The following is a 25,723-nucleotide window of genomic DNA, read 5'->3' on the forward strand; positions in this document are numbered from 1 at the left end:
AAGACAGGGGGTCGCACCGCCACACAGATATGGCGGTCGGCGTCTCCATGACTGCAAATTCTCCAGTTCGGGGGCGCCGTGCCATCCCCGGCGGCCGATGGGTTGCCCCAACGCCCCCCGGCCGCCCATCGTAACCCTTATGTCCCATGTCGTTCCGGGGCATCCTGTGGCCCGCCCCACCTGTCCCTGCATCCTCTCCACCCGTCCCCACGCATGACTCGACTGCGTCGCGTCACCCGGCTTTCGCTGGCTCTGTTGTCGGTCGCGGCTCCGCTCGCGCTCCCGGCTCAGCAGCGCACGTCGCCCAAACAGTTCTTCGGGCACGACATCGGAGCCGACTACGAGCTCCCCAACTACACCCGGCTGAACCAGTACTTCGCCAAGGTCGCCCAGGAAAGCGACCGCGTGAAGCTCGATACCATCGGGCTCACCGAAGAAGGCCGGCCGCAGATCATGGCCATCGTCACCAGCCCGGCCAACCACCGCAACCTGGCGCGCTACAAGGAAATCTCCACCAGGCTCGCCAAGGCCGAAGGCCTCGATTCGGCCGCCGCGGCCGCGCTCGCCAAGGAAGGCAAGGTCGTCTTCTGGATCGACGGTGGACTCCATGCCACGGAAGTCCTCGGTGCTCAGCAGCTCATGGAGACGCTCTGGCAGCTCTCCAGCCGCACCGACGAAGAAACCATGCGCATCCTGAACGACGTGGTCATCCTGATGACGCACGCCAATCCGGACGGCATGGAGCTCGTGTCGGACTGGTACATGAAAGAGCCCGACAAGGCGCGCCGCACCACGGGCACGATTCCGCGTCTCTACGAGAAGTACGCGGGCCATGACAACAACCGCGACTCGTACATGAACGCGCTGGCCGAGACGCGCAACATGTCGAAGCAGCTGTTCATCGAGTGGCATCCGCAGATCATGTACAACCATCACCAGACCGGTCCGACCGGCACGGTGATGGCGGCGCCGCCGTACCGGGATCCGGCCAACTACTGGTTCCACCCGGCCATCATCACGGGTCTCGACCTCGTGGGCGCGGCGCTCAACCACCGCTTCGTGCTCGAGCACAAGCCCGGACTCACGTTCCGCGCCGGCTCCAACTACTCGACGTGGTGGAACGGTGGTCTGCGCACCACCGGCTACTACCACAACCAGATCGGCATCCTGACCGAGACCATCGGCAACCCGACGCCCATGCGCATTGCGCTGGTGCCGGAACGCCAGCTCCGGTCGGCCGGACTGCCCGCGCCCATCGCGCCGCAGGAATGGCACTTCCGTCAGTCGATCGACTACTCGGTGTCGGCCAACTACGCCTTCCTCGACATGGCGTCGCGTTACCGCGAGACGTTCCTGTTCAACCGCTGGGTGATGGGCAACGACCAGATCACCGCCGGTTCGAAGGACAACTGGACCATCTCGCCCAAGCGTGTCGATGCGATGATCGCCAAGATCACCGCCGACCGTTCCGCGGGTGGTGCCGCCGCGGAACAGGGCCGTGGTGGTGGTCCGCGTGGTGGTGGTGGCCCGGCCAACATCGCCAGCGCGGTTGCCAACGATCGGTACATGGCGGAACTCAAGAAGCCCGAGAACCGCGATCCGCGCGCGTACATCCTGAGCAGCGCGCAGAACGATTTTGCGACGGCCACCAAGTTCGTCCAGGCGCTGCAGTACTCGGGCATCGACGTGCTCAAGGCCACTGCCCCCTTCTCGGCCAACGGCAAGCAGTTTCCGACCGGTTCGTGGGTGATCAAGACCAATCAGGCCTTCCGTTCGCATGTGCTCGACATGTTCGAACCGCAGGATCACCCGAACGATTTCCGCTATCCGGGTGGCCCGCCGGTCCCGCCGTACGACAACGCCGGCTGGACGCTCGCCTTCCAGATGGGTGTGCAGTTCGAGCGCGTGCTCGACGCGCCGCCGAGCGGCTCGTTCGAGAAGGTCAACGGCATCACGACCATGCCGGCCGGTACGGTGGCCAAGGGCAAGGCGGGGTACTTCATCCGTCCTGAAGTGAACGATGCGGCCACGGTCGCCAACCGTCTGGGCAAGGTGAAGGTGAAGGCCCAGCGCATCCCCACCGCGTTCAATGACGGTGGCACGACGTGGCCGGCCGGTTCGTGGTTCATCCCCGCCGGTGGTGCGGCCGACAAGGTCGTCGCGCAGGCGGCGAAGGATCTCGGTGTGAACTTCGCGGCAGCCAACAGCAAGCCCAGTGCGTCGCAGCCGGTGACGCCGCTGCGCATCGGTCTCATCGATCGGTACGGCGGCAGCATGCCGAGCGGCTGGACGCGTCTGGTGCTCGAGAAGTTCGAATACCCGTACACGGTGGTGTTCCCGCAGGAACTCGATGCGGGCAACCTCAAGGCCAAGTATGACGTGCTCGTCTTCACCGACGGCTCGTTCACCGATCGTCCGGGCTTCGGCGCCGGCTTCGGTGGTTCGCCCGACACCACGCTCATCCCGGCCGAGTATCGCCGTCAGTTGGGCCGCGTGTCGACGGAGCAGTCGGTGCCGTCCATCAAGGCCTTCGTCGAAGCCGGCGGCCGCGTGGTGGCCATCGGGTCCTCCATCGGCCTCGGCAAGGCAATGGGCCTGCCCATCGACAACTACCTCGTCGACGCCAACGGCCGCGCGTATCCGGGTGAGAAGTACTACATCCCGGGCTCGCTGCTCGAGGTGAAGGTCGACACGTCGATGACGATCGCGACCGGCATGGCGCCGCGTCCGAGCGTGATGTTCGACAACAGCCCGGTGATGAAGCTGCCTGCCGACGCCGCGTCGCGTGGCATCCGCGCCATCGCCACGTTCGACACCGACAAGCCACTCACGTCGGGCTGGGCGTGGGGTCAGGATCTGCTGAAGGGCGGCACGGCGATGGCCGAGGCGCAGCTTGGCAAGGGCACCATCTGGCTCTTCGGACCGGAGATTCTCTTCCGCTCGCAGCCGCACGGCACGTACAAGCTGTTCCTGAACGCGCTGGACGGTGGCTTCAAGCGTCCTGACAAGGCCGTGCAGTAAGCGGTCGATACGCTTCACAGCAGGAGATGCACGACGGGGGAGATGGCACCTTGGCCATCTCCCCCGTTTTGCATGCTCACCTCACCGCCGATACCGCACCACCCCACCAACGATCGTCGCATTCACCTGCACCTTGTCCAGTGAATCCGGCGGTGTCGTGGTGAGATCGCGACTCAGCACCACCAGATCCGCCAGCCGGCCTTTGGCGATCACACCAACGTCCTTGTCCTGAAAGCCGGCATACGCGGATCCGCTCGTATACGCCCGCAGCGCATCCTCCACCGTGATCTTCTCTTCCGGAACCCAGCCGCCGGGATGTGCGCCGTCGAGGGTCTGACGCGTGACCGCGGCCTTGATGCCTTCGAGCGGTGTGGGCGGAGCCACGAACCAGTCGCTACCGAACGCCAGTCGCGCATGCGACGCGAGCAATGACTTGAATGCATAGGTGCCCTTCGCCCGCTCGGGGCCGATGACCTTTTCGGCCCAGCGCCCATCGTCCGCTTCGTGATAAGGCTGCATGCTGGCGATCACCGGCAGCGCACCAAAACGCGGGATGTCCTCCGGTGCGATGTGCTGGGCATGTTCGATGCGGAAACGCCGGTCACGCGCGCCGTTTTCGCGCGCCACCCGTTCGAACACATCGAGCTGCGTGCGGATGGCCCGATCGCCGATGGCATGCACCATCACCTGCAGCCCCGCCGAGTCCGCGCCGCGTGTCCACGCATAGAGGCTGTCGGCCGGCGTGACGAAGAGCCCGGTGTCGGTGGGCACATCGGTGAATGGCTGCAGCATGGCCGCGGTATGCGATCCCAGTGATCCGTCCACGAAGCCTTTGAGTCCGCCAATGCGCAACCAACTGTCGCCATGCCCGCGCGCCTTCACCGTGTCGCGCAACGCCTGCCACTGCGCGAGCGGCACCTGCGAGACGATGCGTGTGTGCAGGCGATTCTGCCCGCGCGCCCGATCGAACACGACGAGATCCCCGAACGTGCCCATGTTGTGCACACTGGTGACGCCACGCGCGGCCACGTAGGCCATCGCGGCGTCGAGCGCCCGATCGAGTTCGGCGGCACTGCGTGGAGGCTGCGCCGCATCGATCAGCCCCATGGCGTTGTCCTTGAAAATGCCCGTGGGATTGCCACGGGCGTCACGCACGATGGTGCCACCCGCGATGTCGCGGGTATTGCGGTCGACCTTCGCCGCTTCCATCGCGAGACGATTCGCCAACTGCATGTGTCCATCGAGCCGGTTGATCCACACCGGATTGTCCGGTGTGACCGAATCGATCCATTCGTGCGTGGGCAGTTCGCCGCCCCAGTTGGTGTGATCCCAGTCGCCGTTGCGGATCCACTCCCCCTTGGGAATCGACTTCGCGTAGTCGCGGATGCGCGCGATGAACTCCTCGCGGGTCTTCGCATCACGCAGGGACACCGACGCGAGCGCGAGCCCGCCATCGAGAAAGTGCACATGTGCATCGATGAAGCCCGGCGTGACCATGCCGCCCTGGGCATCGATGACTTCCACGTCATTCGCGATGCGTCGGATGTCGTCGGAGGTTCCCACGGCGGTGATGCGATCGCCCGACACGGCGACGGCTTCCGCCCACGGGGCGGTGCTGTCGCCCGTCCACACACGGGCGTTCACGATGGCCAGCGTGACCGGGGCCTGTTGGCGGTCGGCGCAGGCGCCAGCGAGGGCGACACCGAGGGCCGCGATCGCGATGGCGACCGCGCGGGGCAGGATGCGAGGCAGGGAAAGAGGCGTGGTATTGGGCATGGTATATTGTGTCCATGGCACTCCCCTTCCGCGAGCCGATGGCGCTCGTTCGCGCCGCCGGCCGTCTGGCGGGCATGACGGTACCGATCCTGTTCGGGGTCGGCGTGGGGAAATTCGCGGCCCCGTACCTGCCGGGATTCAGCGCCTGGGTCCATACGCTGGGGCCCTGGGCGCCGGTGGCGTTCGTGACGGCCTATGTGGCGGTGGTGGTGTGCATGCTGCCGGCCTTCCTGCTGACCATGGCCGGTGGTGCGGTGTTCGGCGTGGCCGAAGGCTCCCTGCTCGTGCTGCTCGGCGCCACCATCGGGGGCACGCTGGCGTTTCTGCTGGGACGCACCGTGCTGCGCAACTGGGTGAGCCGGCGCATTGCCCGGCATCCCACCCTGTCGACCATCGACCGGGTGGTGGGAGAGGATGGCCTGCGCCTGATGGTCCTGCTGCGATTGTCGCCGGCCATTCCCTTCGTGCTGTCCAACTATGCGCTGGGTGCGACGCGGGTGCGCCTGCGCGATTTCGTGCTGGCGATGGTCGGCATGCTGCCGGTGATCGGCTCGTATGCGGCACTGGGCCGCGCCGGATCGCGGGGGCCGGGCAACAATGGGTTGCCGTCGTGGGTGCTGGCCGTCGGCGTTGGCGCGACGGTGCTGCTGGGCGTCTTGCTCGCCCGCATCACCCAGCGCGCCCTGCGTGAGGCTGACGCCGATTCCGACCTCGCGCGTTCATCCTCCGCTCACGCAGACCTCAGCGAGCGTTAATCCAAGGGTCATCGGCGGTTCACCATGCCGCCATCGACCCTTCATCGTGCGCGGGTACCCTCGGAAGACCACTCACTCCGAGGAGAACGACATGTTCACGCGTCTGCCCGAATCGCACGCCACGGCCCTGCCCTCTGCACGCACCGCCGATACCCGCGCCGGCAGTTCGATGGTCTCCATCGGGATGCATGCCGCGCTCGTGAGTGCGCTCGTCGTCATCACGGCCACGCAGGACACACGCCGTGTGGAGGAACCGCCTGCGGAGCGACTGCGCATGACCGAGTTCACACCAACTCCGCCGAAACCGGCGGTGGTGGAGACGCCCAGCACGAGCAGTGCGATGACGCCGGTATCGGCCGCGGCACCACTCGTGCCGCAACTGCCGGCGATCACCGACATCCCGACCACCATTCCTCCCATCGACCTCACCCGCGCTCCCGTCACGGCGGAAGACTTCCTGCAGGGCGGGCGCCGGGGCTCACCGAACGGGATTCCGGGAGGCACCGGCGAAGGGCCGGCCACATCGGCCGGCTACTTCTCGGCGGATCAGGTGGAGAAAGCCGTCATGCTCCTGCCCGGCAGCAAGGCACCGGTATTCCCGGAGATCCTCCGCTCATCGGGCACCCAGGGCACGGTGCTGGCGCAGTTCGTGGTCGACTCCACCGGACGCGCCAACCTCGACTCGTTCTCGGCCCTTCGCAGCGATCATCCGCTCTTCACTGCCGCCGTGAAAGCCGCGTTGACGCGGATGCACTTCATGCCCGCCGAGATCGGCGGCCGACGGGTGGCGCAACTGGTGCAGCAGTCGTTCCAGTTTCAGTTGCAGTAGAGGAAGGCCGCGGACACGGTCTCACGCGCGCGGCCATATACTTACCATGCCATCCAAGCCCCGGAGTGAGCGCCGTGCCGCCAGCCCGCAAATCCACACAACCCACGCCTTCGACCGCCCTCACGTCGCCTGAGATCGTCGTGACCAAACGCGGCGCGTCGGCGGCCCGGGTGGTGCGTGGAGAGAGTGCGGCGCCGAGTGCTTTCGGATTTCTGGCCGGCACCCTGTTGTCGGCCAGCGATCTGGTCTCTCCGGACCATGATTCCTGGAGCGAGGAATAAGGCGGCCGGAGATCACGACCCCGTTCAGCGGCACAGGATGAACCGCAGGATACCGCATCGGGAGTATCAGGAGCCGTCCTGTTGGTATCCTGCAGGTATCCTGCCGTTCATCCTGCCGGTATCGCGCCCGCAGGGCGCCCCCCAAAGCCCACGCCCTCGTTCCTACTACGGCTACTACGCCTCGGTGTCCCTGCCGGACTCAGCGCTTCTCCATCGCGTCCCGCACGTCCAGCAGAATCTCGAAATACAACTGTTCCCGCCGATACGAAAAATCGAGGGCGGTCATCTGCGACGGATCACCGGATGCCTTGGCGCGCTCGAAGGCTTCGCGGTACATCTCTTCGAGATTGTTCAGGATCCGCTCACGGGAACGCGACATACGAATGGCCTCGAGGGCTTTGAGGGTCAGGCGGGGCGGGACGTCATCGGCCGTCTCGACGCTCTCTTCGGTGTCGAGAAATCTCGTCAGCTGCTGCAGCACGTAACGCCGGCCGTGATCGGGGATATTCACAGATGACGGAAAGAGACGGGACACGATGACACGCTCGGCGATCTTCGCGCGCGACGGCTACCGCTGCGTGTACTGCGGCACCGTGCACGACGCGCAGGATCTGAGCATCGACCATGTGCAACCGCAGACGCGCGGCGGCGATGGCTCCCCGGGCAACGTAGTGACCGCCTGCAGGAGCTGCAACACGCGAAAAGGGGCGCGTTCGCTGGCGTCGTTCCTGGCCGAGGAGCCTTCCGCGCGGCGGAACTTCTTCACCTGGGCGCGGTATGTATGGCCACGACATCTGAGAGCGGTGGCCGAGGAGCTCGCGCGCCGGGGCGTGGTGGATGCCCCATCGGAACTCGTGGAGGGGGTCCGTAGGCTGCGCAGCTCCGAGGCCATCGCTCAGCTGTTGGCGGAGCAGTCCGACCAGGACACCGAAGAAGAAGAGCGATAGACACGCCGCCCCCCGGGCGGCGTCCTCATATCCGTCCATTCCGCCCCGATTCCCGCATGAACAACGTCAAAGTGTTTGTCCTCATGGCCGGCCTCACCGGCCTGCTCATGGCCATCGGCCAGGCGGTCGGCGGGGGTCAGGGCGCCATCATCGCCCTGCTGCTGTCGGCGGGCATGAACCTCTTCATGTACTGGGGGTCGTCCACCATGGTGCTGCGCTCGTATGGCGCGCAGGTGGTGACCGCGCAGGAGGCCCCTGAGCTCTACGGAATGGTCGACCGGTTGCGTCAGCGGGCCGGCCTGCCCATGCCCGTGGTGGCCATTGCCCCGCAGGACCAGCCCAATGCGTTCGCCACCGGACGGAATCCCGAGCATGCGGTGGTGTGCGTGACGCAGGGCATTCTGCGTGTCCTCTCGACGGACGAACTCGAAGGCGTCCTCGCCCACGAACTCGCGCACATCAAGAACCGCGACATGCTGCTGCAGACGCTGGCCGCCACGATGGCCGGTGCGATCGGCAATCTCGCGCAGTTCGCCTTCTTTTTCGGCGGACGCAGTCACGACGACGAAGGCGGGCATCCGATCGCCGGCATCGCGATGCTGATCATCGGCCCCCTCGTGGCGATGGTCATGCAGTTCGCGATCAGCCGTCAGCGGGAGTTCAAAGCCGACGCCGTCGGTGCGGAGATCTGTGGCCGTCCGCTCTCCCTGGCCAACGCGCTGCTCAAGCTCGAAGCGGGTGCGCGTCGCATCCCCATGCAGGTCTCGCCGAGCGCCGCCACGCTGGCCATCGTGAACCCGCTTGCCGCATTCAGCATGCGCGGCATCAGCAAGTGGATGTCGACCCATCCGCCCACGGCGGAGCGGGTGGCCGCTCTGCAGGCGATGGCGGTGTAGACCCGCCGCCTTGCCGGCTTTACTCGGGCGGGCGCGGCTTCCGCGCCCGCTCCGCGGCCCGTTCGCGCAACAGCAGGTACATGCCACGCAGCGCGAACAGGGTGCCCATGAGCGAAATCGCGATGCCGCGATTGCCCGTATGCTGCAGCCAACGCTGCGCGGCCGCGGTCATGAGGAAGCCCGCCCCCGCGTACGCGAGCCCCTTGATCTGCGCACTGTTCCACTTCCCCGACTGCGCATGGACGAGTGCGGAACCCAGCAGCCAGGCCCCGCCGGTGCCGACAACAGCCGATGCCACGGTGTCGCGATCGAAATCCATTGGGTGCACTCGACGGAAAGGAGAGAGGCTAAACCCTCTTTGAACCTACCTTCACCTGCGATTCACCGAAACCGCCGCCCTCAGGTATTCCCCCGAATTCCCGGGGATTCTGCCGGTTGTTCCGGGCTTTCCATGCCTTAGCGTTCAGATATGTCCCCCGTCGTCAATCTTCCGGGGCTCCCCGATCCGGCCATCGTTGCCAAGGGGTACGCCCATCCCGAGCGGCTCGTGAGCACGGCGTGGCTCGCTGCCCACCTCGGCAATCCGTCGCTGCGTCTGCTCGAATGCAACGAAGACGTGTTGCTCTATGACGTCGAGCACATTCCCGGCGCGCAGAAACTCGACTGGCACATCGATCTCAACGATCAGATCGAACGCGACTACCTCGGGCGTGAGGCCTTCCAGCAGCTTCTGCGCCGCAAAGGCATCGACGACACCACCACGGTCGTCTTCTACGGCGACAAGAACAACTGGTGGGCCACCTATGCCTTCTGGGTGTTCCAGCTGTTCGGTTTCGACAACACCGTGATACTCGACGGCGGCCGCGCCAAATGGATCGCCGAGGAACGGCCGACCACCACCGAGGTGCCGGTCTTCCCGCCCACGCAGTACGGGGCCCGTGAACGCGACGATGCCCGCATCCGTGCGTACTTCGCCGACACGCGGGCCCACATGGACGCCGGGCTGCCGATGGTGGATGTACGTTCGCCGCAGGAGTACACCGGCGAGAAGCTGCACATGCCCGACTATCCGCAGGAAGGCACACTGCGCGGTGGACACATTCCGGGCGCGCGCAGCATGCCGTGGGCCAAAGCGGCCGACGCCGACGGCACGTTCAAGAGCGCCGACGCGCTGCGTGCGATCTACGAGGATGAACTGGGACTGTCGGCGAACGACGCCGTGATCACCTACTGCCGCATCGGCGAGCGATCGAGTCACACGTGGTTCGTGCTGACCTGGCTGCTGGGCTTCGACAACGTACGCAACTACGACGGATCATGGACGGAGTGGGGCAATGCCGTCCGTGCTCCCATTCGCAAGGGAGAGACACCATGAGCACGGAATCGCTGAAAGACACCACCGTCACCCCGGCGCCGGGCAGGCCGCCTTCGAAGGTGACCGTCACCTGGGCCGGTGATCATCGGTTCGATGGCGCGCGCCAGTCGGGAAGTCCCGCCATCCGCATGGACGCCAGTGGTGTGACCGGCCCCAGCCCCGTGGACGCGCTGCTGTGCGCGCTGGCCGGATGCACGGGCGTGGACGTGGTGGACATCCTCGCCAAGCGCCGCACCCCGGTGGAGTCGCTCTCCGTGGACGTGGAAGGCGAACGGTTCTCGGGCGTGCCGGGCCGCGTGACGAAGATTCATCTCGTTTACCACATCACCGGCGCGGGCATCGGCAAGGAACACGCCGAGCGGGCCATCGAACTCGCCGTCACCAAGTACTGCTCGGTGCGCGATTCGCTGGACCCGAACATGCCGATCAGTTGGGAGCTGCAGCTGGGCTGACGACGGAGGCACCCTTTACATACCACGAAGTATGTAATAGATCTCTGACATATGCCGACCACCCCGGGCCCCACACGCACCCTTCGCCGACGGACGCATCGTCGCGAACGGCGCCCGGAGGAGCGCCCGGGAGAGATCCTGGAGGCGGCACTCACCGTGTTCGCCGAACGGGGGTATCGCAGCGCCCGCATCGACGATATCGCCGAAGCGGCCGGTGTGACCAAGGGCGCCGTCTACCACCATTTCGACACCAAGGAAGACCTCCTGTGTCGCGCCATCGAGCACTCGCTCGATGCCGCGTTCGTCGAGATGGGTGCCCTGCTCCGGCAGAAGACCACGCCGGCCTCCGTGCGGATCCGCACCATGCTGCGCCGCTTCACCCAGGTCCGCGCCGATGGGCGCCGGGTGCTCACCCTGCTGCTGCAGGACCTGCGGCATGAAGTCCCCGAAGCCTACCGGCAATGGATGCAGGGCGGTCCGGTTCAGGGGTGGACGTTGCTCGCCCGCCTGATCGACGAGGGACGCCGGACCAGGGAATTCCGGCCCGATGTCGACGCCGAGGTCGCGGCCCGTCTGGTGATCTCCGGTCTGATCACCCAGCTCGTCTGGCAGGCCCGCACCGGAGATGTCCCCGCCGTGGCCATCGATACGGATCGCCTCGTCGATTCCACCATCGAGCTGCTCCTGCACGGACTCCGTCCGGTCACGCTCACCACCTGATTCTTCCACCATTCTGCGGGCCGGGCGTTTGGCACGGGCCGTTACATACCAGTGAGTACGCAAGCCCTTCCCCAATCCGCCAGACGTGGCGCGGAGCACCGATGGCTCATCGCCGTTGCCGTCGTGCTCGCCGCGCTCATGCAGGTCATCGACAGTTCCATCGTGAACGTCGCGCTCCCCGACATGATGGGGAACCTCGGCGCTTCCCTCGACGAGATCGCGTGGGTCTCCACCGGCTACATCCTGGCCAGCGTGGTGGTCATCCCGCTCACCGGATTCCTCGGACAACTGCTCGGCCGCAAACAGTACTTCGTCGGTTCGATCATCACGTTCACCATCGCCAGTCTGATGTGCGGCGCCGCCCACTCACTCGGTGCGCTCGTCTTCTGGCGCATCGTGCAGGGCATCGGCGGTGGCGCCCTCATGACGGTGTCCCAGGCCGTCCTGTTCGAATCGTTTCCGCCCGAGGAGGCCGGCGTGGCGATGGCCCTCTTCGGACTCGGGGTCATGGTCGGTCCCACCATCGGCCCCACCCTGGGCGGATGGCTCACCGACACGTACGGCTGGCCGTGGATCTTCTACATCAACATCCCCGTGGGCATCCTCGCGGCGTGGATGATCTACACCTACGTCCATGACCCCGAAGACCAACGGAGGCCCGCCGTCATCGACTATGCCGGCATCGCGCTGCTCGCGGTGAGTGTCGGGTCGCTGCAGTACGTGCTCGAACACGGCGAACGCGAAGACTGGTTCGCCTCACGCCTCATGGTCGCCCTCGCCACCATCGGGGGACTGGGCGGTGTGGCGTTGATCTGGCGTGAACTCACCACAGATCATCCGGCCATCGACTTCCGTGTGCTCCGACACCGCCAGATGTGGGTGGGCACCCTGCTCGGTGTGGTCATGGGCGTCGGACTCTACGCCATGGCGTTTGCGCTCCCCGTGTTTCTGCAGGGCAATCTGCACATGACGGCCGAACAGACCGGTATCGTGATGTTGCCCGGCGCGGCCGCCACGGCCGTCTCCATGGCGGTGGTGGGACGTCTCTCCGGACGATTCGATCCGCGCCTGCTCATCACGATGGGCGCGCTGACGTTCGCCTGCGCGGCCTGGCAGCTTTCGCTCATCACCGCCGAGAGCGGCGCGCACGACTTCTTCTGGCCGCTGGTGCTGCGTGGTGTGGGACTTGGCATGATGTTCGTGCCGCTCACGACGATCACGCTGGCCGAACTGTCCCTCACCGAGCTGCCGCAGGGCACGGGACTCTACAACTTCTTCCGGCAACTCGGCGGATCGTTCGGCATTGCCGGCATTTCCACACTCGTGGTGCGCTTCACCGCACAGACACGCGCCACACTGGTGGAGCACCTCGACGTCACGGATCCGTCCACTCTCTCGCGTGTGGACATGCTGACCCATGGCATGATGGCCAAAGGGGCCGATCCGGGTCGGGCTCATCAACAGGCCCTCGCGCTGCTCGACCGCCAGGTGACGGGTCAGGCCAGCGTGATCGCGTACAGCAAGATCTACGTGATCAGCGCGGTGATCATGCTGAGCCTGATTCCGCTGCTGCTGCTCGTGCGACGGACCAGCGGATCGGCGTCGGCGCATGCGGTGCTGGAATAGCGAGCCGGCAACGGACACGTGACCGATACGACGACGGGGCAGCGTTCGCGCAGAACGCTGCCCCGTCGTATTGGCGACGTCTTTCCTACCGTCCCTGCCCCAACCGCTTCTCCAACCACGCGATCGCCTGCGTATCGCGGGTCTGCGCCAGCGCCATGATCGCCGTACGACGTAGTTCCCGGTCGGGTAACGTCTCGGCCATCTTCTGCAGCGCCGGAATCGCTTCATCCTTCGGCCGACGGGACAGCGAGAAGATGGCCGTGCGCCGGATGTCACGATCCCCGGGTTCGTACGCGATCGAGTCGAGTGTGGCCGAGACGCGCTCTCCCACCATTTCTCCGAGCCAGTTCACCGCGCTGTTGCGGACATCCTGCGGTCTCGATTCATCGCGCGCGATGCGCAGGAGCACCTGTCCCGCCGGAATCGAATCCCCGAGAATGGCGGCCTGCAACGCACTGCGGGCGATCTTCGTCGAACCGCGTTCCGCCTGTCTGAGCAACCAGGCCCCGGCGTCCACCGCGGACACGTTGCCCAGATCGGTGATGCCCGTATCCGCCTTCCAGCGTCCCCCCACGTACATGCGGATCGCTTTCGTGTCGCCGTCTTCGCGCACGATCACCACACGGACGGGGCCCCGCTCGCAGGTGTTCTCGATCTCGCGCTGACTCGCCGACGATCCGTTCCAGGACCCGTAGAACGTCCCGCTCCGGCCATCGCGCGATCGATACCACGACGAGCCATTGCCGCAGACCCCCGCTGCCGCCGCGTACGTCAGACGGATCGTGCCGTCACGCAGCCCATCGATGCGCGATCCCACCGCGCCCTGCGCCTCCATGGTACCACTTCCGCCGACGCTCGCGAGGCAACTCACCGCGAGCGCCCACGACATCGTGCGAGACACCGTGAGCGATCGCTGGTGTGTCATCGGTCGATGATCTCCTGCAGGAGCGCCATGGCGCGCGGATCCTTCGAGCGGGACAGCATGCTCACCGCCGCACGGCGCAATTCCTGATTCTTCTCGTTGCGCGCCACGTCGATCAGCTTGTCCACCCCTGCGCCTTCCCGCACGTTGGCCAGCGAAGAGAGCGCCGAGCGACGGATGTCGAGATCGGTGGCCTTGTCGTAGACGGTGCTCAGGGCACTCGCCGCCGCCGCGCCCTGTTCACGCGCGGTCGCACTGCCCGCAGCCTGGTTGGACGAGGACGTGGTCACCGACACGTTCTGCCCCGAGACACTCACCCGCCAGTTCGTGCTCGATCCCAACATGCCCACGGCGTTGCGACGCAGGTCGAGCGATTCCCGCTCGTTCACCGCCACGCTCACCAGGAAGTTGCGCGCCTCGTCGGTGCGACGACCGGCGATCGACGACAGGACCCGGCTTCTGAAGCGCTGTCCATCGGCACGACCGAAGACGTCCTTGAGGAATCCCATCTCGTCGCCGCTGCCGAAGGCGCTGCTGCTGACGTACCAGTTGAGGGCATCGGCGCGCAGATCTTCCGGCTCCTTCGTATCGAGCACGATCTCGCGCAGTGTGCTCGCCGCCTTGGGCGACTTGGAGCGCGACAGGGCATACACCGCCCGCTTGCGCAGGTCGAGATCGTCGCCGCCCTTCGAGAGCTCCACCAGCATGTTGGTGGCTTCGTCGCTCTGCACGTTGGCCATCCAGAACACCGCCTGTTCCCGGACTTCGCGATCGGGATCGGTGCGGGCCACGTTGAGCAGGATGCTCGCCGACTCGGGCTGCTTGCGCGACGCCACCAGCCACACCGCGCTGCGACGCAACTGCTGCGTGCACGGCTCACGACGGGCCAGCACCTTGCGCAGAATGGGCATGGCCCGTTCGGGATCCATCTGCGTCACCGCGTTGAGCGCATCCACGCGCTCGTCTTCCTTGGCGTTTGGGCAACCGTCCGCCGCGTTCTGTGCCCGCCCCACGAGCGTGCTCGCCAGGGTGGCGTCCCGACGACCCAGCATGCCTTCGATGCGCGCACTCAACGAGGCGGCATCCCCGCGGGTCGCGGCCCGCGGATATTCGCGCTGCTGAAACGCCAGGGCATCGAGCGCGGCGCGCTGATTGCTCTCGCCGCCCAACCGCTGCAACGCGAACGCTTCCCAATACGGCGCATCCGGCGCGTAGCTGCTCTTCGGGTACTTGTCGCGGATGGCGCGGAAGAGATCGGCCGCTTTGCGATACGCATCGCCGGAGAGCGCCTTGCGTCCCTCCCGATAGAGCGAATCGGCCGGATCCTGCTTCGCCCACGGTTCCGGGGCTTCGGTACGATAGCCGCCGCGACTGGCGCTCCCCGCATACCCCCACGAGTCCTGCAGCATCGCCAGCGGCGCCACGGCATTGCGCGCCACGTCTCCAGCGATGCGGGCGCCCACGTCCGCCATGCGGGCACTCATGGCCACCGCGCGCTCCACATCGATCGCCATCGCGGCTTCCCTGGCCGCACTGACGGCCGCGCTCACGCCGGCCGCCGCGGCAGCCCTGGCTTCGACGGCCATATCGAGGTCCATGAAGGCCCCCCAGGGCGCACTGGGTACTTCCGGTGCGCGGGGCGCAGCGGGAGACACCGGCGGGCTCACCGGCGGCTGAGCCACCGGCGGACGCGGCGCACGTCCACCCGCCTGCGCCGCCGCGCCATCCACGCCGGCCACGCCATACACCACCATCAGCGTCATCAGACGCAGGCCCCACGCACGGGTCGTGCGGCGGGCGAACAAATCCTGGACCATGAGTTCAGTCTCCTCCGTAGATCACGTCACCGGCCTGCGCCGATGCCGGGACGAGCGCACGCACCCGCGTGAGCAGATTGGTTTCGCGTATCGTTTCTTTCGGCGCCAGTTGCGTTTCCGGCGCGGATCCACGCGCCTGGATGACCTGCAACAACACCAGTTCGAGATCCTGCAGCAGTCGCCGCGTCCGTTCATCGCGCAACTGCGGTTGATCGAGCAGCAGACGGGTCGTGATCAGCAGATCCCGCGCCCGCTGCGTGAGGTTCGCTTCGGCCACGACCGGCGGATCGTCGTCGCGCACGGTGGTCAGCAACGTGACCGTGTGCGCCAGATGCTCCTGCATCGCCACGAACGTCGGATCGGTGCTGCGCGGCATCGCGGCCAGCGCCTCCGGTCCGATGCCATGGGACGCCACGGTGTCGACCCCGTGGCGCGCTCCGGTCTCGGTGGCCGGCACCATGTAGCGACCGATGGCCACGCCGGTCACCAGCACCGCGGCCACCGCAGCGGCCTGCTTCGTCCAGCGTGTCCATCGGGACGGCATCCGCGCCGGTGTCGCCGGCAGCGTGGCCGCCGGGCGGGCCTTCGCGATGCGCGCCCACATCATCTCCCGCGGAACCACCACGTCGGCGTCGAGTTCATCGACGGCCTCCCGCGCGAGATCGAGCATCCAGGGATCGAGCGGCGTATCGACGATCTCCGTCGTCGCCTCGTCGCCCTGGGGTGGTTCGGGAATGTTTCCTGTCTCTGTCATGCGGACTCCTTGCCGAGCTGCGGGGGTGCCATGGCCGGCGTCGGCGCAAAGGCCGCGAGCGCCACCCGCAGTTTTTCGCGGGCACGGAAGAGCTGGGATTTGCTGGTGCCGACCGCGACACCGAGCGCCTCGCTGATCTCCTCGTGTGTGAATCCTTCCACGTCATGCATCACGAAGACCCGTCGTGTTCCGTCGGGGAGTGCTGCGATCGCCGCCTTGAGGCGGGCTTTCAGATCGGGATCACTCTCGCCGGTCCATCGCGGCACCGTCGTGGCCTCTTCCAGGGGCGCGGCAAACGCTTCGCGGCGTTTGTGGGTGCGCAACCCGTTCAGCGTGATCGATACGGCGATCGTGTGCAGCCAGCTCGAGAGGGCCGAGTCTCCCCGGAACTGCTCGATGCGACTGAATGCCCGCAGGAACGTGTCCTGGGTCCACTCCTGGGCGAGCTCGGGCCGCCCGCTCATCCGGAGGATGAGGCGGTATACCCGGTCCACGTGGCGTTCGTAGAAAGTCCGCTCCGCCGCGTGATCCCCGGCCCGGAGGCCGTCGATCAACTCGGCGTCGGTCACGGTCGCGTCAGCGGAAAGTGGCGGTCGTCGAATCGGTGCGCATGCATGTGCGCCTCAAAGACAGGGTCGACCGCAAAAGGGTTGCATGGGGGTCTCGCGACACCGCGTCCCGGGGGGGGGGGGGGGCGGGCTCCGGCGGATCGGTGCCCCCACGCCGGCTCAGGCGCGATCGACGCGTTGTGGTTCCGCGGCCGGCACGGGAACGGGTTGGGCGGCGCCGGCGCCGAGGCGCCCCTGGTCGCTCAGCACCCGGGTGAGGAAACGCTGCCCCTCGCCGATGCGCTCGGTTTCGATGGCGATCGATTCCACGGCCTGCGCCATCTGGTCGAGCCGGTCGTGCACTTCCCGGGGTACCGGTGTCACCACGGTCGCCCCGCGCTTCCAGATGCGGCGGGCATAGGCGATGGCCAGCGGCCCCAGCACGAAGATGATGAAGACGATGGGGATCGCCATGATCTCTTCCGGCGGCCCATTGCGCTGCAGGGGCGGCCGTTCCACGATGGCGCCCGGAATCGCCGCCGCCTTGGCCACGGCCAGATCGGCCTGGGCGATCTGCCCCTCGACCGACGAGATGCGCGCATCGGTCTCCTTGAGCCGGATTTCGAGGCCGGCCCGGTCGGCCGTGGTGATGTTGTCCGACCGGAGGTTGTTCGACAGGTCACGCCGCTGGTCTTCCAGACGGTCGAGCTGATTGCGCAGCTCCTTTCGCTGCGCCACCATCCCTTCGTAGACCTCCTGCGGGCCCGCGGGCCCCATCTGCACGGAGACGGGGAACTCGGCGACCTGCGGCAAAACCGGTGGGGCGGGCTGGAAACCTGGCATCGGAGCGTCGGGAAGGCGGACTCGGTGGGGGCGCAGTGTCCGTACGATCCGCCTTCGCCCCGGTTTCGGCAACGGGTTCCACCGCGAGGCCCCGGATTCCCTGCCGCGCGACGATTCGACACGCCATGACGAGGATGATCCCGATGATTCCTGCGATCCGGCCGGGGACGATGCGCCTGGTGACCAGCCTGGCGACCAGCCTGCTGCTGGCATCGGGCTGCCACCGCGCGTCCGGCGGGGCTGCCGCCGTCCCCCAGGCACCCTTCATGGGATCGCTGCCAGGGGAACTACCGCTGACGCCGCTGCCCGCCTCGGCGACAGGCGCGCGACTTCCCGAACAGCTCGCCGACAGTACCTGGTGGCGCATGATCGGCGAGTTCTCCGAGCCGGGAGGCTACTTCCGGTCGGAGAATTTCGTGTCGAACGAACTCGGGCTGCAGCACGTGGTGGCGCGCCTCCGGCAGTCGGCGCCACCGGGCAGCGTCTACCTCGGGGTCGGCCCCGAACAGAACTTCACGTACATCGCCGCGCTCGAGCCGCGCATCGTGTTCATCGTCGACATCCGTCGACAGAATCTGCTGCAGCACCTGTGGTACAAGGCGGTCTTCGAACTGTCGCCCACCCGGGCCGAGTTCCTGGCGCGGCTCTTTGCCCGTCCCCTGGCCAGCGGGGCGGCTCCGTCGATCACCTGGAGCGCCGACTCGCTCATCGCGCGCCTCGATCGCACAGCGATGGACACGGCCTATTTCCAGCGCACCTACACGGAGGTGGAGGCCCATCTCCGGCGGGTGCGCGGCATCCCGCTCGACTCCGCCGACCGGGCCACGCTGCACTACATCGACGGGGTGTTTGCCAACAGCGGGCCCGATCTCAACTACTCCAGCGGCAGCGGAGTCGGCGGGGGATTCGGACGTGGCGGATTCCGGCGCATGCCCAGCTTCGCGGAAGTGGCCGTCGCCACCGACCCCCACGGCACCAATCTGGGATTCCTCGGCACCGAAGCCGCCTATCGGCGCGTGCGGGACATGCAGCGGCGCAATCTCATCATCCCCGTCGTCGGCAACTTTGCCGGCCCCCACGCCCTGCGTCGGGTGGGCGCCTGGCTGCACGAACAGGACGCCCGGGTGCAGGTGTTCTACACGAGCAACGTCGAGCAGTACCTCTTCCAGCAGGGCGACGAATGGGCGCGCTTCTACGCCAACGTCGGCGCCATGCCGGTCGATCCCACCGCTAGCTTCATCCGCTCCGTGACCGGAGGCTTCGGCGTGCCGCGGTCTTCCTTCATGATGACCCAGCTCACCAGCCCGATCGGCGAGATCGTCCAGGCGGCGGCCAGCGGAACGCTGGGAGGATACGGAGACGTGATCCGCCGATCTGTACCGTGAGAGAGGGGCGGCTTCTGCGGTCAGATGTCAGAGGGTCAGAACTGAGACGGAGATAGGAAGCAGGAGGGAGGGGTCAGATATCAGAGATCTGAGCACTGGCGGTCGAGGGGATCGTGCCCGCCACGGGCGCCGCTGGCCGGGGCGCGAAGCGCCCCGCAAAAACGCCGAACCCTCGCGTCAGTACCCACCCGCAAGCGAAGTGCTCGGACCTCTGACCTCTGGCCACTCCTTCCTGCTCCCTATCTCCGTCTCAGTTCTGACCCTCTGATCTCTGCCCTCTGACCCCGTCTGAAAATCTGAGCCCGGACCCAGCCCGTTGACTCTCCCCCCGTTTTTCCCCATTTATTAAGGCTCTCGCCTGTTGAGCGAGCCGGTGGTGGCCCATGGGCCGCCCGCCCGGTCACCCCATTCAAGAACGCGCTCACCGCCGGCAATGGTGGCGCACGCTGGAGTCACGATGGCCAAAGAAGGCATTCATCCGCCGTATCATCCCGTGGTGTTCAAGGACGCCTCCACGGGCGCGTTGGTGCTCACCCGTTCGACCATGACGAGCGAGACCAAGATCAAGCTCGACGATGGCAACGAGTATCCGATGATCCAGCTCGAAATCACGAGCGACTCGCACCCGTTCTACACGGGCACGCAGCGCCTCATCGATACGCAGGGCCGCGTCGACAAGTTCAAGAAGCGCTACGGCCGCTGAGCATCGCCGCGGGTATCCGCCGCGACTGCCCGATGCCTCAACGCACGAAGCCCCGCCTCATCGGCGGGGCTTCGTCGTTTTCAGGGAAACGCGGGGCGCCTTCAGGAGGCCGTCAGCGCTGCTCGATGCGCCGCAGGGCGGCGCGCGTGCATCCTTCGATCCGCGGATGCCCCGTCACCACGCTGGTGAGCCTGGCCGCGCCCTGCACCACCTCGAAGACGAATCCGGTGGACGTCACACGCGGCCCCTCGGCCGCCTCATCGGCAATGAGCGCCAGCAACCGACGCTCTGCGTCGGTGCGGGCCAGTGACTGTCGCGCCTGCGCGAGAGCCGCATCCACCTCTCCTTGTGCTCCGAACAACGCCGAGCCGGGACTGCCGCAGGCCGAAGACAGCAGCTCTCCGTACCGATCGGCACGCACCGCTCTCGGAATGGCAGGGTCGAGCAGGTCGGCAATGGCCTGTCGCTGCAACGCGGCTGCGGTCGCGCGCGACGCGGGCGTGAAGCGCACCGCCGCGAGGGGAGCAAGCGGTGCCGTCAGCGCATCGCGTTCATGACGACCGCGGGCCACATCGATCTGTCGGAGCGCATCGCGTCCGATGTTGACGAATGACTGCGCAATGACCGCGTCAACGGTTCCCAGGCTGTTGTCGAGCAGCACGAAGCCCAGGGAGAGAATCGTGCGCGCAGCGGACTCCGCACGATCGTAGTCGCCCATCGCCACATGGTGCGCGACCCGGGCCACGCCGGCATTGGCCAGGCTCATGGCCCGCGGATACTGGTACGGTACGCCCGACAGGGGAACCTGGCCATCGAGAACCGCGCGGAAACGTGTCCCGACCAGATCGGCCCGGCCTGCCCGGGCAGCCAGATCGGCGTCGCGCCAGATCGGATGCGCCGCCACGGCCGCTGCCCAGGCCCGCTCCCCGGCGGAAAGCCTCCCGGTGGCCGCGGCAACGATCTTCGAGGTACCGGGATTCATCCATTGCTCGTGGGAAGCCTCCGCGAACAGTGCCGGCAAAGCCGCCTGCCCTGCATTGGTCCCGGCTTCGATCCCGACGCCATGCACTCCCGACCCGTTGTCCGTCGCATAGTCCGACGGCAGGACGCGATTGAAGGCCGCTCCAGTTGCCTCAGGACTCAATGTGGCATCCACCGGTGTTCTGAGCGCGCGCAGTCGCTCCATTTCGACGATGCGGGACCGATAGCCCGTGCGATCCCGGAGCAACTCGTCTCCGGACACCACGATCGTCACGATCGGAATGGCGGCGATGAGCGCAAAGCCGATCGCCAGATCCCGCCCGGTTCGCATCACGAAGCGCATCGCGGTTCGCAGCGCACGGATCTGCGAAGAAGGCCCCACGCCCGCGGTTTCTTCGACGACCGGTCGGTCAGCAGACGCACGCCGATGCGTCAGGGCCGCGCGCAGTGCCGATTGCCATGAACCACCGAGCCGTTCGGCCGTTGCCACAGAGGGGGAATGCATGATCAGGCGGGAGAAAGGGCGATGCCGTGGCCTATGTCGTTGCGGATTTCGTTGGCGATATCACCGCGGATGTCGCGGCCGGTGTCATGAAGACCGCCACCAAGCCGATGACGCCCGTGATGTGTTGCCTCGTCAGGCGCCAGGAGGGCATCCACTTCATGATGGGCCTCGACCAGACGGGACAGTTCCTCTGCCAGAGCGGAAGCCGCACGCAGATCCGTCTGCAATCCCACCGACGTGGTCGCACCCGCATGCAACCGCAGCAAGCCCAGACGCAGCGTCTCCAGCGACGCGACGGTGGCGCTGAACTGCTCCTGCAGCGCAGCCCGCTCGGCACGCAACGCATCGACCGTGGACACTGTGGCCGCTCGGAGGGCACCGCCTGCCTCGTCACGCAGGTCGCCTATCTGATCGATGCGCTCCCGCAGCAGGCGCGCGCGATGCCGCAGGGCTTCCAGAGTCGCCGGCACATCGCGCAACATCCGGCGTGTTTGACGCGGCAGGCCTTCGAACAACGATTCCGCGGCAAGCCCGATGGACAACTCCGTCGCGCGATGCGTGGCCGCGATCCGATGCGGCACGGCGCGCCCGAAACGCCGCGCCAGGCGAAATGCCATCATGCCGCAACGTCCCGTCCACACGGCATGCCAGAAGCGCACATCGAGTTCACGTCGACCGAGTATCGCGACGCCCCACAACACCAGGGACGCGGCCGTAGCGCCCGCCACGACCGCGAGCAGTGGCATCAGCGATACCACAGGTAATACCGCGGGTGATACCGACAGGGTGGCGACAAGCCCTGACATCGACACCACACCCAACGCTGCGGTCGTCGTGGCGCCGATGCGGACGACCGAACGGAGTGCCCGTTGCATCAGTCGCCGGAATCCCTGCGATTCGACGGTCGATTCCTCGCGCACGGCGTCCAGTTCCGCATCGAACGCACGGGCGACGTCTGCCTGTTGGAAGCCTTCGCGCAGCAGATGACGCGCAGCGCTCACACCAAAGGCGATGGGCGCCAACAGCATCGTGCTCACCAACGTGGCGACGCCCGCCGTCGCCCCGGCCACGGCCGTGACAACCAGGCTTCCGCCAAGTCCTCCCACGAGCGCGAGCAGCGTCCCTCCGCTGTCCATGCGTCCAGTGCGCCGTGCAAACGTGCGCAGGACCACCGGCAATTCCCGTCGTTGCTCGAGTAGCTTGCCCAGGTGCGTGGCCACGACATCGGCGGAGGCCGGTCGTTCCGATGGTTCCTTGGCCAGGCACCATTCGACGAGTTGTGCGAGTCGTCGCGGAATCGCAAATTCCGGCGCCGTGAGCGAGGGCACGGCACGCATGCAATGCTGCGCAACGACTTCGGCCGTCGTAGCCCCGCAAAACGGCAGACGTCCCGTCAACAGATACCACGCGGTGACGCCCAGTGCGTAGAGATCGCTGGCCGGCGATGGTACGCCGCCCAGTGCCACTTCGGGACTCAGGAACTCGGGTGTCCCGATGAGTTCACCAACGTCGTCGCCCATCTGCGCGATACCGAAGTCCGCAACCAGCGCACGTCCGCTGTCCCGCTCGATGAGAATGTTGTCGGGCTTGATGTCGCGATGAATCACGGCGCGGCCGTGTGCGTAGCTCAATGCCCATGCCACTTCGCGAAGCCACCGGCCCGCGTCTCCCGATGAGACGGGACCGCGCTGTTGCACACGATCCGCCAGCGTCTCGCCGTCGATGAACGCCATCACGAAGAACACGAAGTCGTCCACTTCGTCGACGGAATGCACGGGAACGATGTGCGGATGCGAGAGCCCGGCAGCCAGACGCGCTTCCCGCAGAAAACGCGCACGCGTGGAGGCCTGCCCCGCGAGCGCGGGCGGCAGCAGTTTGATCGCCACTGGACGATCGAGGCGCACGTCATGGGCGAGGTAGACGATGCCGTTGCCGCCGCGTCCCAGTTCCCGATCGAGTGAATAGCGCCCGATCAGCGCCTGCTGGAATGCCAGGAAGAGCCCGTCGGATGGGAAGTGCTCGGATGTGGGCATATCACTGGTGACGACAGGACATGGTCATCGTCACCTTGCCTCATCGCTTGCCTACTCCGGCGGTTCACTCCCCGTCAGGGCCGCGGTCAGCAGGATCACCACGAGGGCCAGGGCCACCTCGAGACGCACCGTATTGCCGGCGGGCGTCTCGCCCGCGTGCACCCGCCGGCGCTGTGTGGCGCCAAGGGCGAGGATGGTCAGCACAATGACCGCTTTCGCCAGCAGCAGACGGCCATAGGGCGACGCGATCACCGCGGCGGGCGTGGCGGCCCCGAGTAACCGCAGGCTGCTCAGCACACCCGTGAGGGCCGCCAGTGGCGCGGCGATCGTGGCGATCCGGCTCACGCGGCGCCAGCGGACGGCGGCGGCGGCCGGCCACACCCGGTCGTCGGCCAGGGCCAGCACCAGCGCCCCGATCCACGCGCCCATCGCCAGGACATGCAGGGCATCGAGCACGCGCGCACCCACGGGCCACCGTTCGTCGGCGTTGGCGTGTCCGAGGCCGCCCATGGCGAAACCCACCGCCAGCGCGCCGATCCACAGCAGTGGCGTCGAGAGGCGACCGAAGAGCCGCGGCAATGCCACCGCGGTCACGGCACAGGCCACAGCCAGCGGCCCCCAGTTCCGGCCCCAGCCGCTGCCCAGCAGCGTCGCCGCCTCGGGCCACGGAATATCCAGGGCGCTCAACTGTGCCTGCAGCCAGATCAACGGCGCGAGCAGCAGCGCGATCGCCGCACCGATGTGCAGCACGCGTCGGCTGGGTGAACTCCCGGATGCACCGGTCGATGAGACCGTCGGCGATGCTGCCGGCAAGGCCGATGCCGGCCATGCCGATGCCGGCAGCACCACCTCTCCAATGGCGACGGTCGCCCCGGCATAGAGCAGCACCTTGGCGACCGTCGTCAGTTCCAGCATTACTTGGCGAGTTGCACGGTGAAGCCGTACGTGCCATCCACCACATGACCATCGTCCGACATCGCCTTCCACTTCACCGTGTACTTCCCGTTGCCGGGCGCCTTCGTGAACTTCGCCACGATGGGATCATCGCTCCGCACGCCGCGCGTGAGCTTCGCCGTGGGCACCGCCGCACCGGCCGCATCCGTCACGGCGATACGCGAGGTGGCCAGATCGGCCGGCTCGCTGAGCCAGAGCTTCACGTCTTCGGGTGACGAGGCGAGCGTCGTGTCCTTGGCGGGAAACGACGCCTTGAGGCGCAGATGCGGAATCATGTCCGCCTGCGACACCACGGGAATGGCGACGGCCGCGATGACAGCCACTGCCGGAACGAAACGACGCAGGAACGGGGAACGGACAGAGCGGGTCATCGGGTGGATCTCCAGGGATTGGTGAAGCGCGGATCGCGCAGAAACGTGCTGTCGGTCAACGAACGAAGAAAGGCCACGAGATCTCGTTTTTCCTGCGGCGTGAGCTCCATCGGTTTGATGAACTCACTCTTGAGCGGACTCTCCGCGCCGACCCCGGCGTGCGGTCCACTCTTCACGGTACGACCACCTGCGTTGTAGTGCTCGATCACCTCTTCCAGCGTGGCGATACTGCCGTCGTGCATGTAAGGCGCCGTCACCGCGACATTCCGCAGACTCGGCGCCTTGAACTTCCCCATGTCCTCGGGATCATGGGTGATGCTTTCTACCCCGGTGTTCGTCGCCGGGTACGCGCCCTGCCCGTCGACGTTGTAGAGCGCGGTGTTGTGGAACTCCATCTCCACGAACCCCTTGCCCACGTAGTTCACCGTTCCCGTGAAGTTGAAGCCGCCGTGACAGTGGAAGCACTCCGTCTTCTCGCTGAAGAAGAGTTCCTCCCCACGCCGGGCCGACGCGCTGATGGCCGACGTTTTTCCCTGCTTGAAGACGTCGTACGGGGAACGACCGCTGATCATCGTCCGTTGAAAGCTCGCCAGCGCCTTCACGATGTGATCGAGCGACACGGGGTCGCCACCGCCCGGATAGGCGGCGGCAAACAGGGCGGCGTAGCGCGGTTCGGCGCGCACCCGCTGCAGCAGCTCCTGCTCGCGTCCGGAGAGTCCGAGTTCCACCGGATCCTCCCCGAACATCGGAACCAGCGCCTGCTGTTCCAGTGAACGCATGAGCGGATTCGCCCAGGTGAGCGCCGGACTGTAGGCGACGTTGGCGAGTCCCATGCTGCCGCGGGGATGGACCTCGCCGGTGGAGCCGACGGCGCGCGGGAGCGCGTCGGCAAAGGCACGCGACTGCAGATGGCAACTGGCGCAACTGAAGGTGCCGTTGCCGGACAACCGCGTGTCGTAGAACAGATGACGCCCCAGCGCCACCTTCGCGTCACTCATCGGATTGTCTGCGGGCACCACCGGCTCGGGGAACCCCGGCGGCAGTTGCCAGCGATACCCGTTGGGTGGCACAGTGCGGGCCGTCGGTCTGGCCGCCGCCGAGGGCGCCGGTGGCTGTGCACCGATGGCCCCGAGCGCGGCACCAGCGGCGCCGGCACCGGTGACACCGAACAGCACCGGCACCGCGTGAGACCACCAGGACCTGCGTCGACGCGTCATCGGTCGTCGCCG

General features: G+C 66.8%; 25 protein-coding genes. 12 read left to right on the plus strand and 13 right to left on the minus strand.

Features of this window, described 5'->3' with window-relative positions; all coding sequences use genetic code 11:
* The first annotated feature begins 213 nt into the window (after positions 1-213).
* Entirely contained in the window at positions 214-3,021 is a 2,808-nt protein-coding gene (locus WG208_RS02740; protein WP_337169783.1) for a M14 metallopeptidase family protein, read from the plus strand.
* Between the two features lie 81 nt (positions 3,022-3,102).
* Here WG208_RS02740 and WG208_RS02745 read toward each other — a convergent pair whose 3' ends face one another.
* A complete protein-coding gene (locus WG208_RS02745; RefSeq protein WP_337169784.1) occupies positions 3,103-4,797 on the minus strand; it encodes an amidohydrolase in 1,695 nt (564 codons plus the stop codon).
* 14 nt (positions 4,798-4,811) lie between these two features.
* Between WG208_RS02745 and WG208_RS02750 the strand changes: the two genes are divergently transcribed.
* The 3 genes from WG208_RS02750 (at position 4,812) to WG208_RS02760 (ending at position 6,662) form a co-directional block, all read left to right on the plus strand.
* Positions 4,812-5,552, plus strand: a complete 741-nt coding sequence (locus WG208_RS02750) for a TVP38/TMEM64 family protein (protein ID WP_337169785.1) — start codon at positions 4,812-4,814, stop codon at positions 5,550-5,552.
* Between the two features lie 91 nt (positions 5,553-5,643).
* Positions 5,644-6,381: an energy transducer TonB gene (locus WG208_RS02755; protein WP_337169786.1), complete on the plus strand. Its 738-nt coding sequence runs from the start codon at positions 5,644-5,646 to the stop codon at positions 6,379-6,381.
* A gap of 140 nt (positions 6,382-6,521) precedes the next feature.
* A complete protein-coding gene (locus WG208_RS02760) occupies positions 6,522-6,662 on the plus strand; it encodes a hypothetical protein (protein ID WP_337169787.1) in 141 nt (46 codons plus the stop codon).
* A 199-nt stretch (positions 6,663-6,861) separates the two neighbouring features.
* On the opposite strand, the gene WG208_RS02765 is transcribed toward WG208_RS02760, so the two are convergent.
* Positions 6,862-7,197, minus strand: coding sequence for a hypothetical protein (locus WG208_RS02765; protein ID WP_337169788.1), 336 nt, complete (start codon positions 7,195-7,197; stop codon positions 6,862-6,864).
* A 1-nt stretch (position 7,198) separates the two neighbouring features.
* Here WG208_RS02765 and WG208_RS02770 point away from each other — a divergent pair, with 1 nt between their 5' ends.
* A complete protein-coding gene (locus WG208_RS02770; RefSeq protein ID WP_337169789.1) occupies positions 7,199-7,609 on the plus strand; it encodes an HNH endonuclease in 411 nt (136 codons plus the stop codon).
* A 56-nt stretch (positions 7,610-7,665) separates the two neighbouring features.
* Positions 7,666-8,505, plus strand: a complete 840-nt coding sequence (locus WG208_RS02775) for a zinc metalloprotease HtpX (protein ID WP_337169790.1) — start codon at positions 7,666-7,668, stop codon at positions 8,503-8,505.
* Positions 8,506-8,524: 19 nt separating this feature from the next.
* Here the strand turns inward: WG208_RS02775 and WG208_RS02780 are convergent, their stop codons facing one another.
* On the minus strand, positions 8,525-8,824 hold the full coding sequence (locus tag WG208_RS02780) for a hypothetical protein (RefSeq protein ID WP_337169791.1): 300 nt from the start codon (positions 8,822-8,824) through the stop codon (positions 8,525-8,527).
* Positions 8,825-8,974: 150 nt separating this feature from the next.
* Between WG208_RS02780 and WG208_RS02785 the strand changes: the two genes are divergently transcribed.
* The 4 genes from WG208_RS02785 to WG208_RS02800 are packed head-to-tail and all read left to right on the plus strand — an operon-like array spanning position 8,975 to position 12,678.
* Complete coding sequence (locus tag WG208_RS02785; RefSeq protein WP_337169792.1) at positions 8,975-9,880, plus strand: sulfurtransferase; 906 nt, start codon at positions 8,975-8,977, stop codon at positions 9,878-9,880.
* Positions 9,877-10,332 carry an OsmC family protein gene (locus tag WG208_RS02790; protein ID WP_337169793.1) on the plus strand — a complete coding sequence of 152 codons (456 nt, stop codon included), beginning with the start codon at positions 9,877-9,879 and terminating at the stop codon, positions 10,330-10,332. The genes WG208_RS02785 and WG208_RS02790 overlap by 4 nt, the downstream gene beginning before the upstream one ends.
* Before the next feature lie 51 nt (positions 10,333-10,383).
* A complete protein-coding gene (locus WG208_RS02795) occupies positions 10,384-11,052 on the plus strand; it encodes a TetR/AcrR family transcriptional regulator (protein WP_337169794.1) in 669 nt (222 codons plus the stop codon).
* 51 nt (positions 11,053-11,103) lie between these two features.
* The gene (locus WG208_RS02800; RefSeq protein WP_337169795.1) at positions 11,104-12,678 is read left to right on the plus strand and encodes a DHA2 family efflux MFS transporter permease subunit; all 1,575 of its coding nucleotides are present in this window, start codon (positions 11,104-11,106) and stop codon (positions 12,676-12,678) included.
* Positions 12,679-12,763: 85 nt separating this feature from the next.
* Here WG208_RS02800 and WG208_RS02805 read toward each other — a convergent pair whose 3' ends face one another.
* The 5 genes from WG208_RS02805 to WG208_RS02825 all read right to left on the minus strand — a co-directional run bounded on the left by WG208_RS02805 (position 12,764) and on the right by WG208_RS02825 (position 17,562).
* Positions 12,764-13,579, minus strand: a complete 816-nt coding sequence (locus WG208_RS02805; protein ID WP_337169796.1) for a HEAT repeat domain-containing protein — start codon at positions 13,577-13,579, stop codon at positions 12,764-12,766.
* 20 nt (positions 13,580-13,599) lie between these two features.
* Complete coding sequence (locus tag WG208_RS02810) at positions 13,600-15,417, minus strand: HEAT repeat domain-containing protein (protein ID WP_337169797.1); 1,818 nt, start codon at positions 15,415-15,417, stop codon at positions 13,600-13,602.
* Between the two features lie 4 nt (positions 15,418-15,421).
* A complete protein-coding gene (locus WG208_RS02815) occupies positions 15,422-16,171 on the minus strand; it encodes a hypothetical protein (protein WP_337169798.1) in 750 nt (249 codons plus the stop codon).
* Entirely contained in the window at positions 16,168-16,740 is a 573-nt protein-coding gene (locus WG208_RS02820; RefSeq protein WP_337169799.1) for a sigma-70 family RNA polymerase sigma factor, read from the minus strand. Before WG208_RS02820 ends, WG208_RS02815 begins: the two co-directional genes overlap by 4 nt.
* Positions 16,741-16,899: 159 nt before the next feature.
* Positions 16,900-17,562, minus strand: a complete 663-nt coding sequence (locus tag WG208_RS02825) for a hypothetical protein (RefSeq protein ID WP_337169800.1) — start codon at positions 17,560-17,562, stop codon at positions 16,900-16,902.
* 143 nt (positions 17,563-17,705) lie between these two features.
* Here WG208_RS02825 and WG208_RS02830 point away from each other — a divergent pair, with 143 nt between their 5' ends.
* Together WG208_RS02830 and WG208_RS02835 are read left to right on the plus strand one after the other, a co-directional pair.
* Entirely contained in the window at positions 17,706-18,947 is a 1,242-nt protein-coding gene (locus WG208_RS02830) for a hypothetical protein (RefSeq protein ID WP_337169801.1), read from the plus strand.
* A gap of 457 nt (positions 18,948-19,404) precedes the next feature.
* The gene (locus WG208_RS02835; protein ID WP_337169802.1) at positions 19,405-19,650 is read left to right on the plus strand and encodes a type B 50S ribosomal protein L31; all 246 of its coding nucleotides are present in this window, start codon (positions 19,405-19,407) and stop codon (positions 19,648-19,650) included.
* A 112-nt stretch (positions 19,651-19,762) separates the two neighbouring features.
* Here WG208_RS02835 and WG208_RS02840 read toward each other — a convergent pair whose 3' ends face one another.
* From WG208_RS02840 to WG208_RS02860, 5 genes are read right to left on the minus strand one after another with little or no spacing between them, the layout of a single operon-like run.
* The gene (locus tag WG208_RS02840) at positions 19,763-21,136 is read right to left on the minus strand and encodes a hypothetical protein (RefSeq protein ID WP_337169803.1); all 1,374 of its coding nucleotides are present in this window, start codon (positions 21,134-21,136) and stop codon (positions 19,763-19,765) included.
* Between the two features lie 2 nt (positions 21,137-21,138).
* The gene (locus WG208_RS02845; protein ID WP_337169804.1) at positions 21,139-23,169 is read right to left on the minus strand and encodes a serine/threonine-protein kinase; all 2,031 of its coding nucleotides are present in this window, start codon (positions 23,167-23,169) and stop codon (positions 21,139-21,141) included.
* A 51-nt stretch (positions 23,170-23,220) separates the two neighbouring features.
* Positions 23,221-24,084, minus strand: coding sequence for a CopD family protein (locus WG208_RS02850; protein WP_337169805.1), 864 nt, complete (start codon positions 24,082-24,084; stop codon positions 23,221-23,223).
* A complete protein-coding gene (locus tag WG208_RS02855; RefSeq protein WP_337169806.1) occupies positions 24,084-24,494 on the minus strand; it encodes a copper resistance CopC family protein in 411 nt (136 codons plus the stop codon). The genes WG208_RS02850 and WG208_RS02855 overlap by 1 nt, the downstream gene beginning before the upstream one ends.
* On the minus strand, positions 24,491-25,675 hold the full coding sequence (locus WG208_RS02860) for an MbnH family di-heme enzyme (RefSeq protein ID WP_337169807.1): 1,185 nt from the start codon (positions 25,673-25,675) through the stop codon (positions 24,491-24,493). Before WG208_RS02860 ends, WG208_RS02855 begins: the two co-directional genes overlap by 4 nt.
* Positions 25,676-25,723 lie beyond the last annotated feature (48 nt).

This window comes from Gemmatimonas aurantiaca, assembly GCF_037190085.1.
Lineage (GTDB): Bacteria > Gemmatimonadota > Gemmatimonadetes > Gemmatimonadales > Gemmatimonadaceae > Gemmatimonas > Gemmatimonas aurantiaca_A.

What these genes read in the sequence shown, in the direction of transcription:
- WG208_RS02740 (WP_337169783.1), top strand. Translation starts at nt 214, where the DNA reads ATGACTCGACTGCGTCGCGTCACCCGGCTTTCGCTGGCTCTGTTGTCG.
- WG208_RS02745 (WP_337169784.1), bottom strand. Translation starts at nt 4,797, where the DNA reads ATGCCCAATACCACGCCTCTTTCCCTGCCTCGCATCCTGCCCCGCGCG.
- WG208_RS02750 (WP_337169785.1), top strand. Translation starts at nt 4,812, where the DNA reads ATGGCACTCCCCTTCCGCGAGCCGATGGCGCTCGTTCGCGCCGCCGGC.
- WG208_RS02755 (WP_337169786.1), top strand. Translation starts at nt 5,644, where the DNA reads ATGTTCACGCGTCTGCCCGAATCGCACGCCACGGCCCTGCCCTCTGCA.
- WG208_RS02770 (WP_337169789.1), top strand. Translation starts at nt 7,199, where the DNA reads ATGACACGCTCGGCGATCTTCGCGCGCGACGGCTACCGCTGCGTGTAC.
- WG208_RS02775 (WP_337169790.1), top strand. Translation starts at nt 7,666, where the DNA reads ATGAACAACGTCAAAGTGTTTGTCCTCATGGCCGGCCTCACCGGCCTG.
- WG208_RS02780 (WP_337169791.1), bottom strand. Translation starts at nt 8,824, where the DNA reads ATGGATTTCGATCGCGACACCGTGGCATCGGCTGTTGTCGGCACCGGC.
- WG208_RS02785 (WP_337169792.1), top strand. Translation starts at nt 8,975, where the DNA reads ATGTCCCCCGTCGTCAATCTTCCGGGGCTCCCCGATCCGGCCATCGTT.
- WG208_RS02790 (WP_337169793.1), top strand. Translation starts at nt 9,877, where the DNA reads ATGAGCACGGAATCGCTGAAAGACACCACCGTCACCCCGGCGCCGGGC.
- WG208_RS02795 (WP_337169794.1), top strand. Translation starts at nt 10,384, where the DNA reads ATGCCGACCACCCCGGGCCCCACACGCACCCTTCGCCGACGGACGCAT.
- WG208_RS02810 (WP_337169797.1), bottom strand. Translation starts at nt 15,417, where the DNA reads ATGGTCCAGGATTTGTTCGCCCGCCGCACGACCCGTGCGTGGGGCCTG.
- WG208_RS02815 (WP_337169798.1), bottom strand. Translation starts at nt 16,171, where the DNA reads ATGACAGAGACAGGAAACATTCCCGAACCACCCCAGGGCGACGAGGCG.
- WG208_RS02825 (WP_337169800.1), bottom strand. Translation starts at nt 17,562, where the DNA reads ATGCCAGGTTTCCAGCCCGCCCCACCGGTTTTGCCGCAGGTCGCCGAG.
- WG208_RS02830 (WP_337169801.1), top strand. Translation starts at nt 17,706, where the DNA reads ATGATTCCTGCGATCCGGCCGGGGACGATGCGCCTGGTGACCAGCCTG.
- WG208_RS02835 (WP_337169802.1), top strand. Translation starts at nt 19,405, where the DNA reads ATGGCCAAAGAAGGCATTCATCCGCCGTATCATCCCGTGGTGTTCAAG.
- WG208_RS02840 (WP_337169803.1), bottom strand. Translation starts at nt 21,136, where the DNA reads ATGCATTCCCCCTCTGTGGCAACGGCCGAACGGCTCGGTGGTTCATGG.
- WG208_RS02845 (WP_337169804.1), bottom strand. Translation starts at nt 23,169, where the DNA reads ATGCCCACATCCGAGCACTTCCCATCCGACGGGCTCTTCCTGGCATTC.
- WG208_RS02850 (WP_337169805.1), bottom strand. Translation starts at nt 24,084, where the DNA reads ATGCTGGAACTGACGACGGTCGCCAAGGTGCTGCTCTATGCCGGGGCG.
- WG208_RS02855 (WP_337169806.1), bottom strand. Translation starts at nt 24,494, where the DNA reads ATGACCCGCTCTGTCCGTTCCCCGTTCCTGCGTCGTTTCGTTCCGGCA.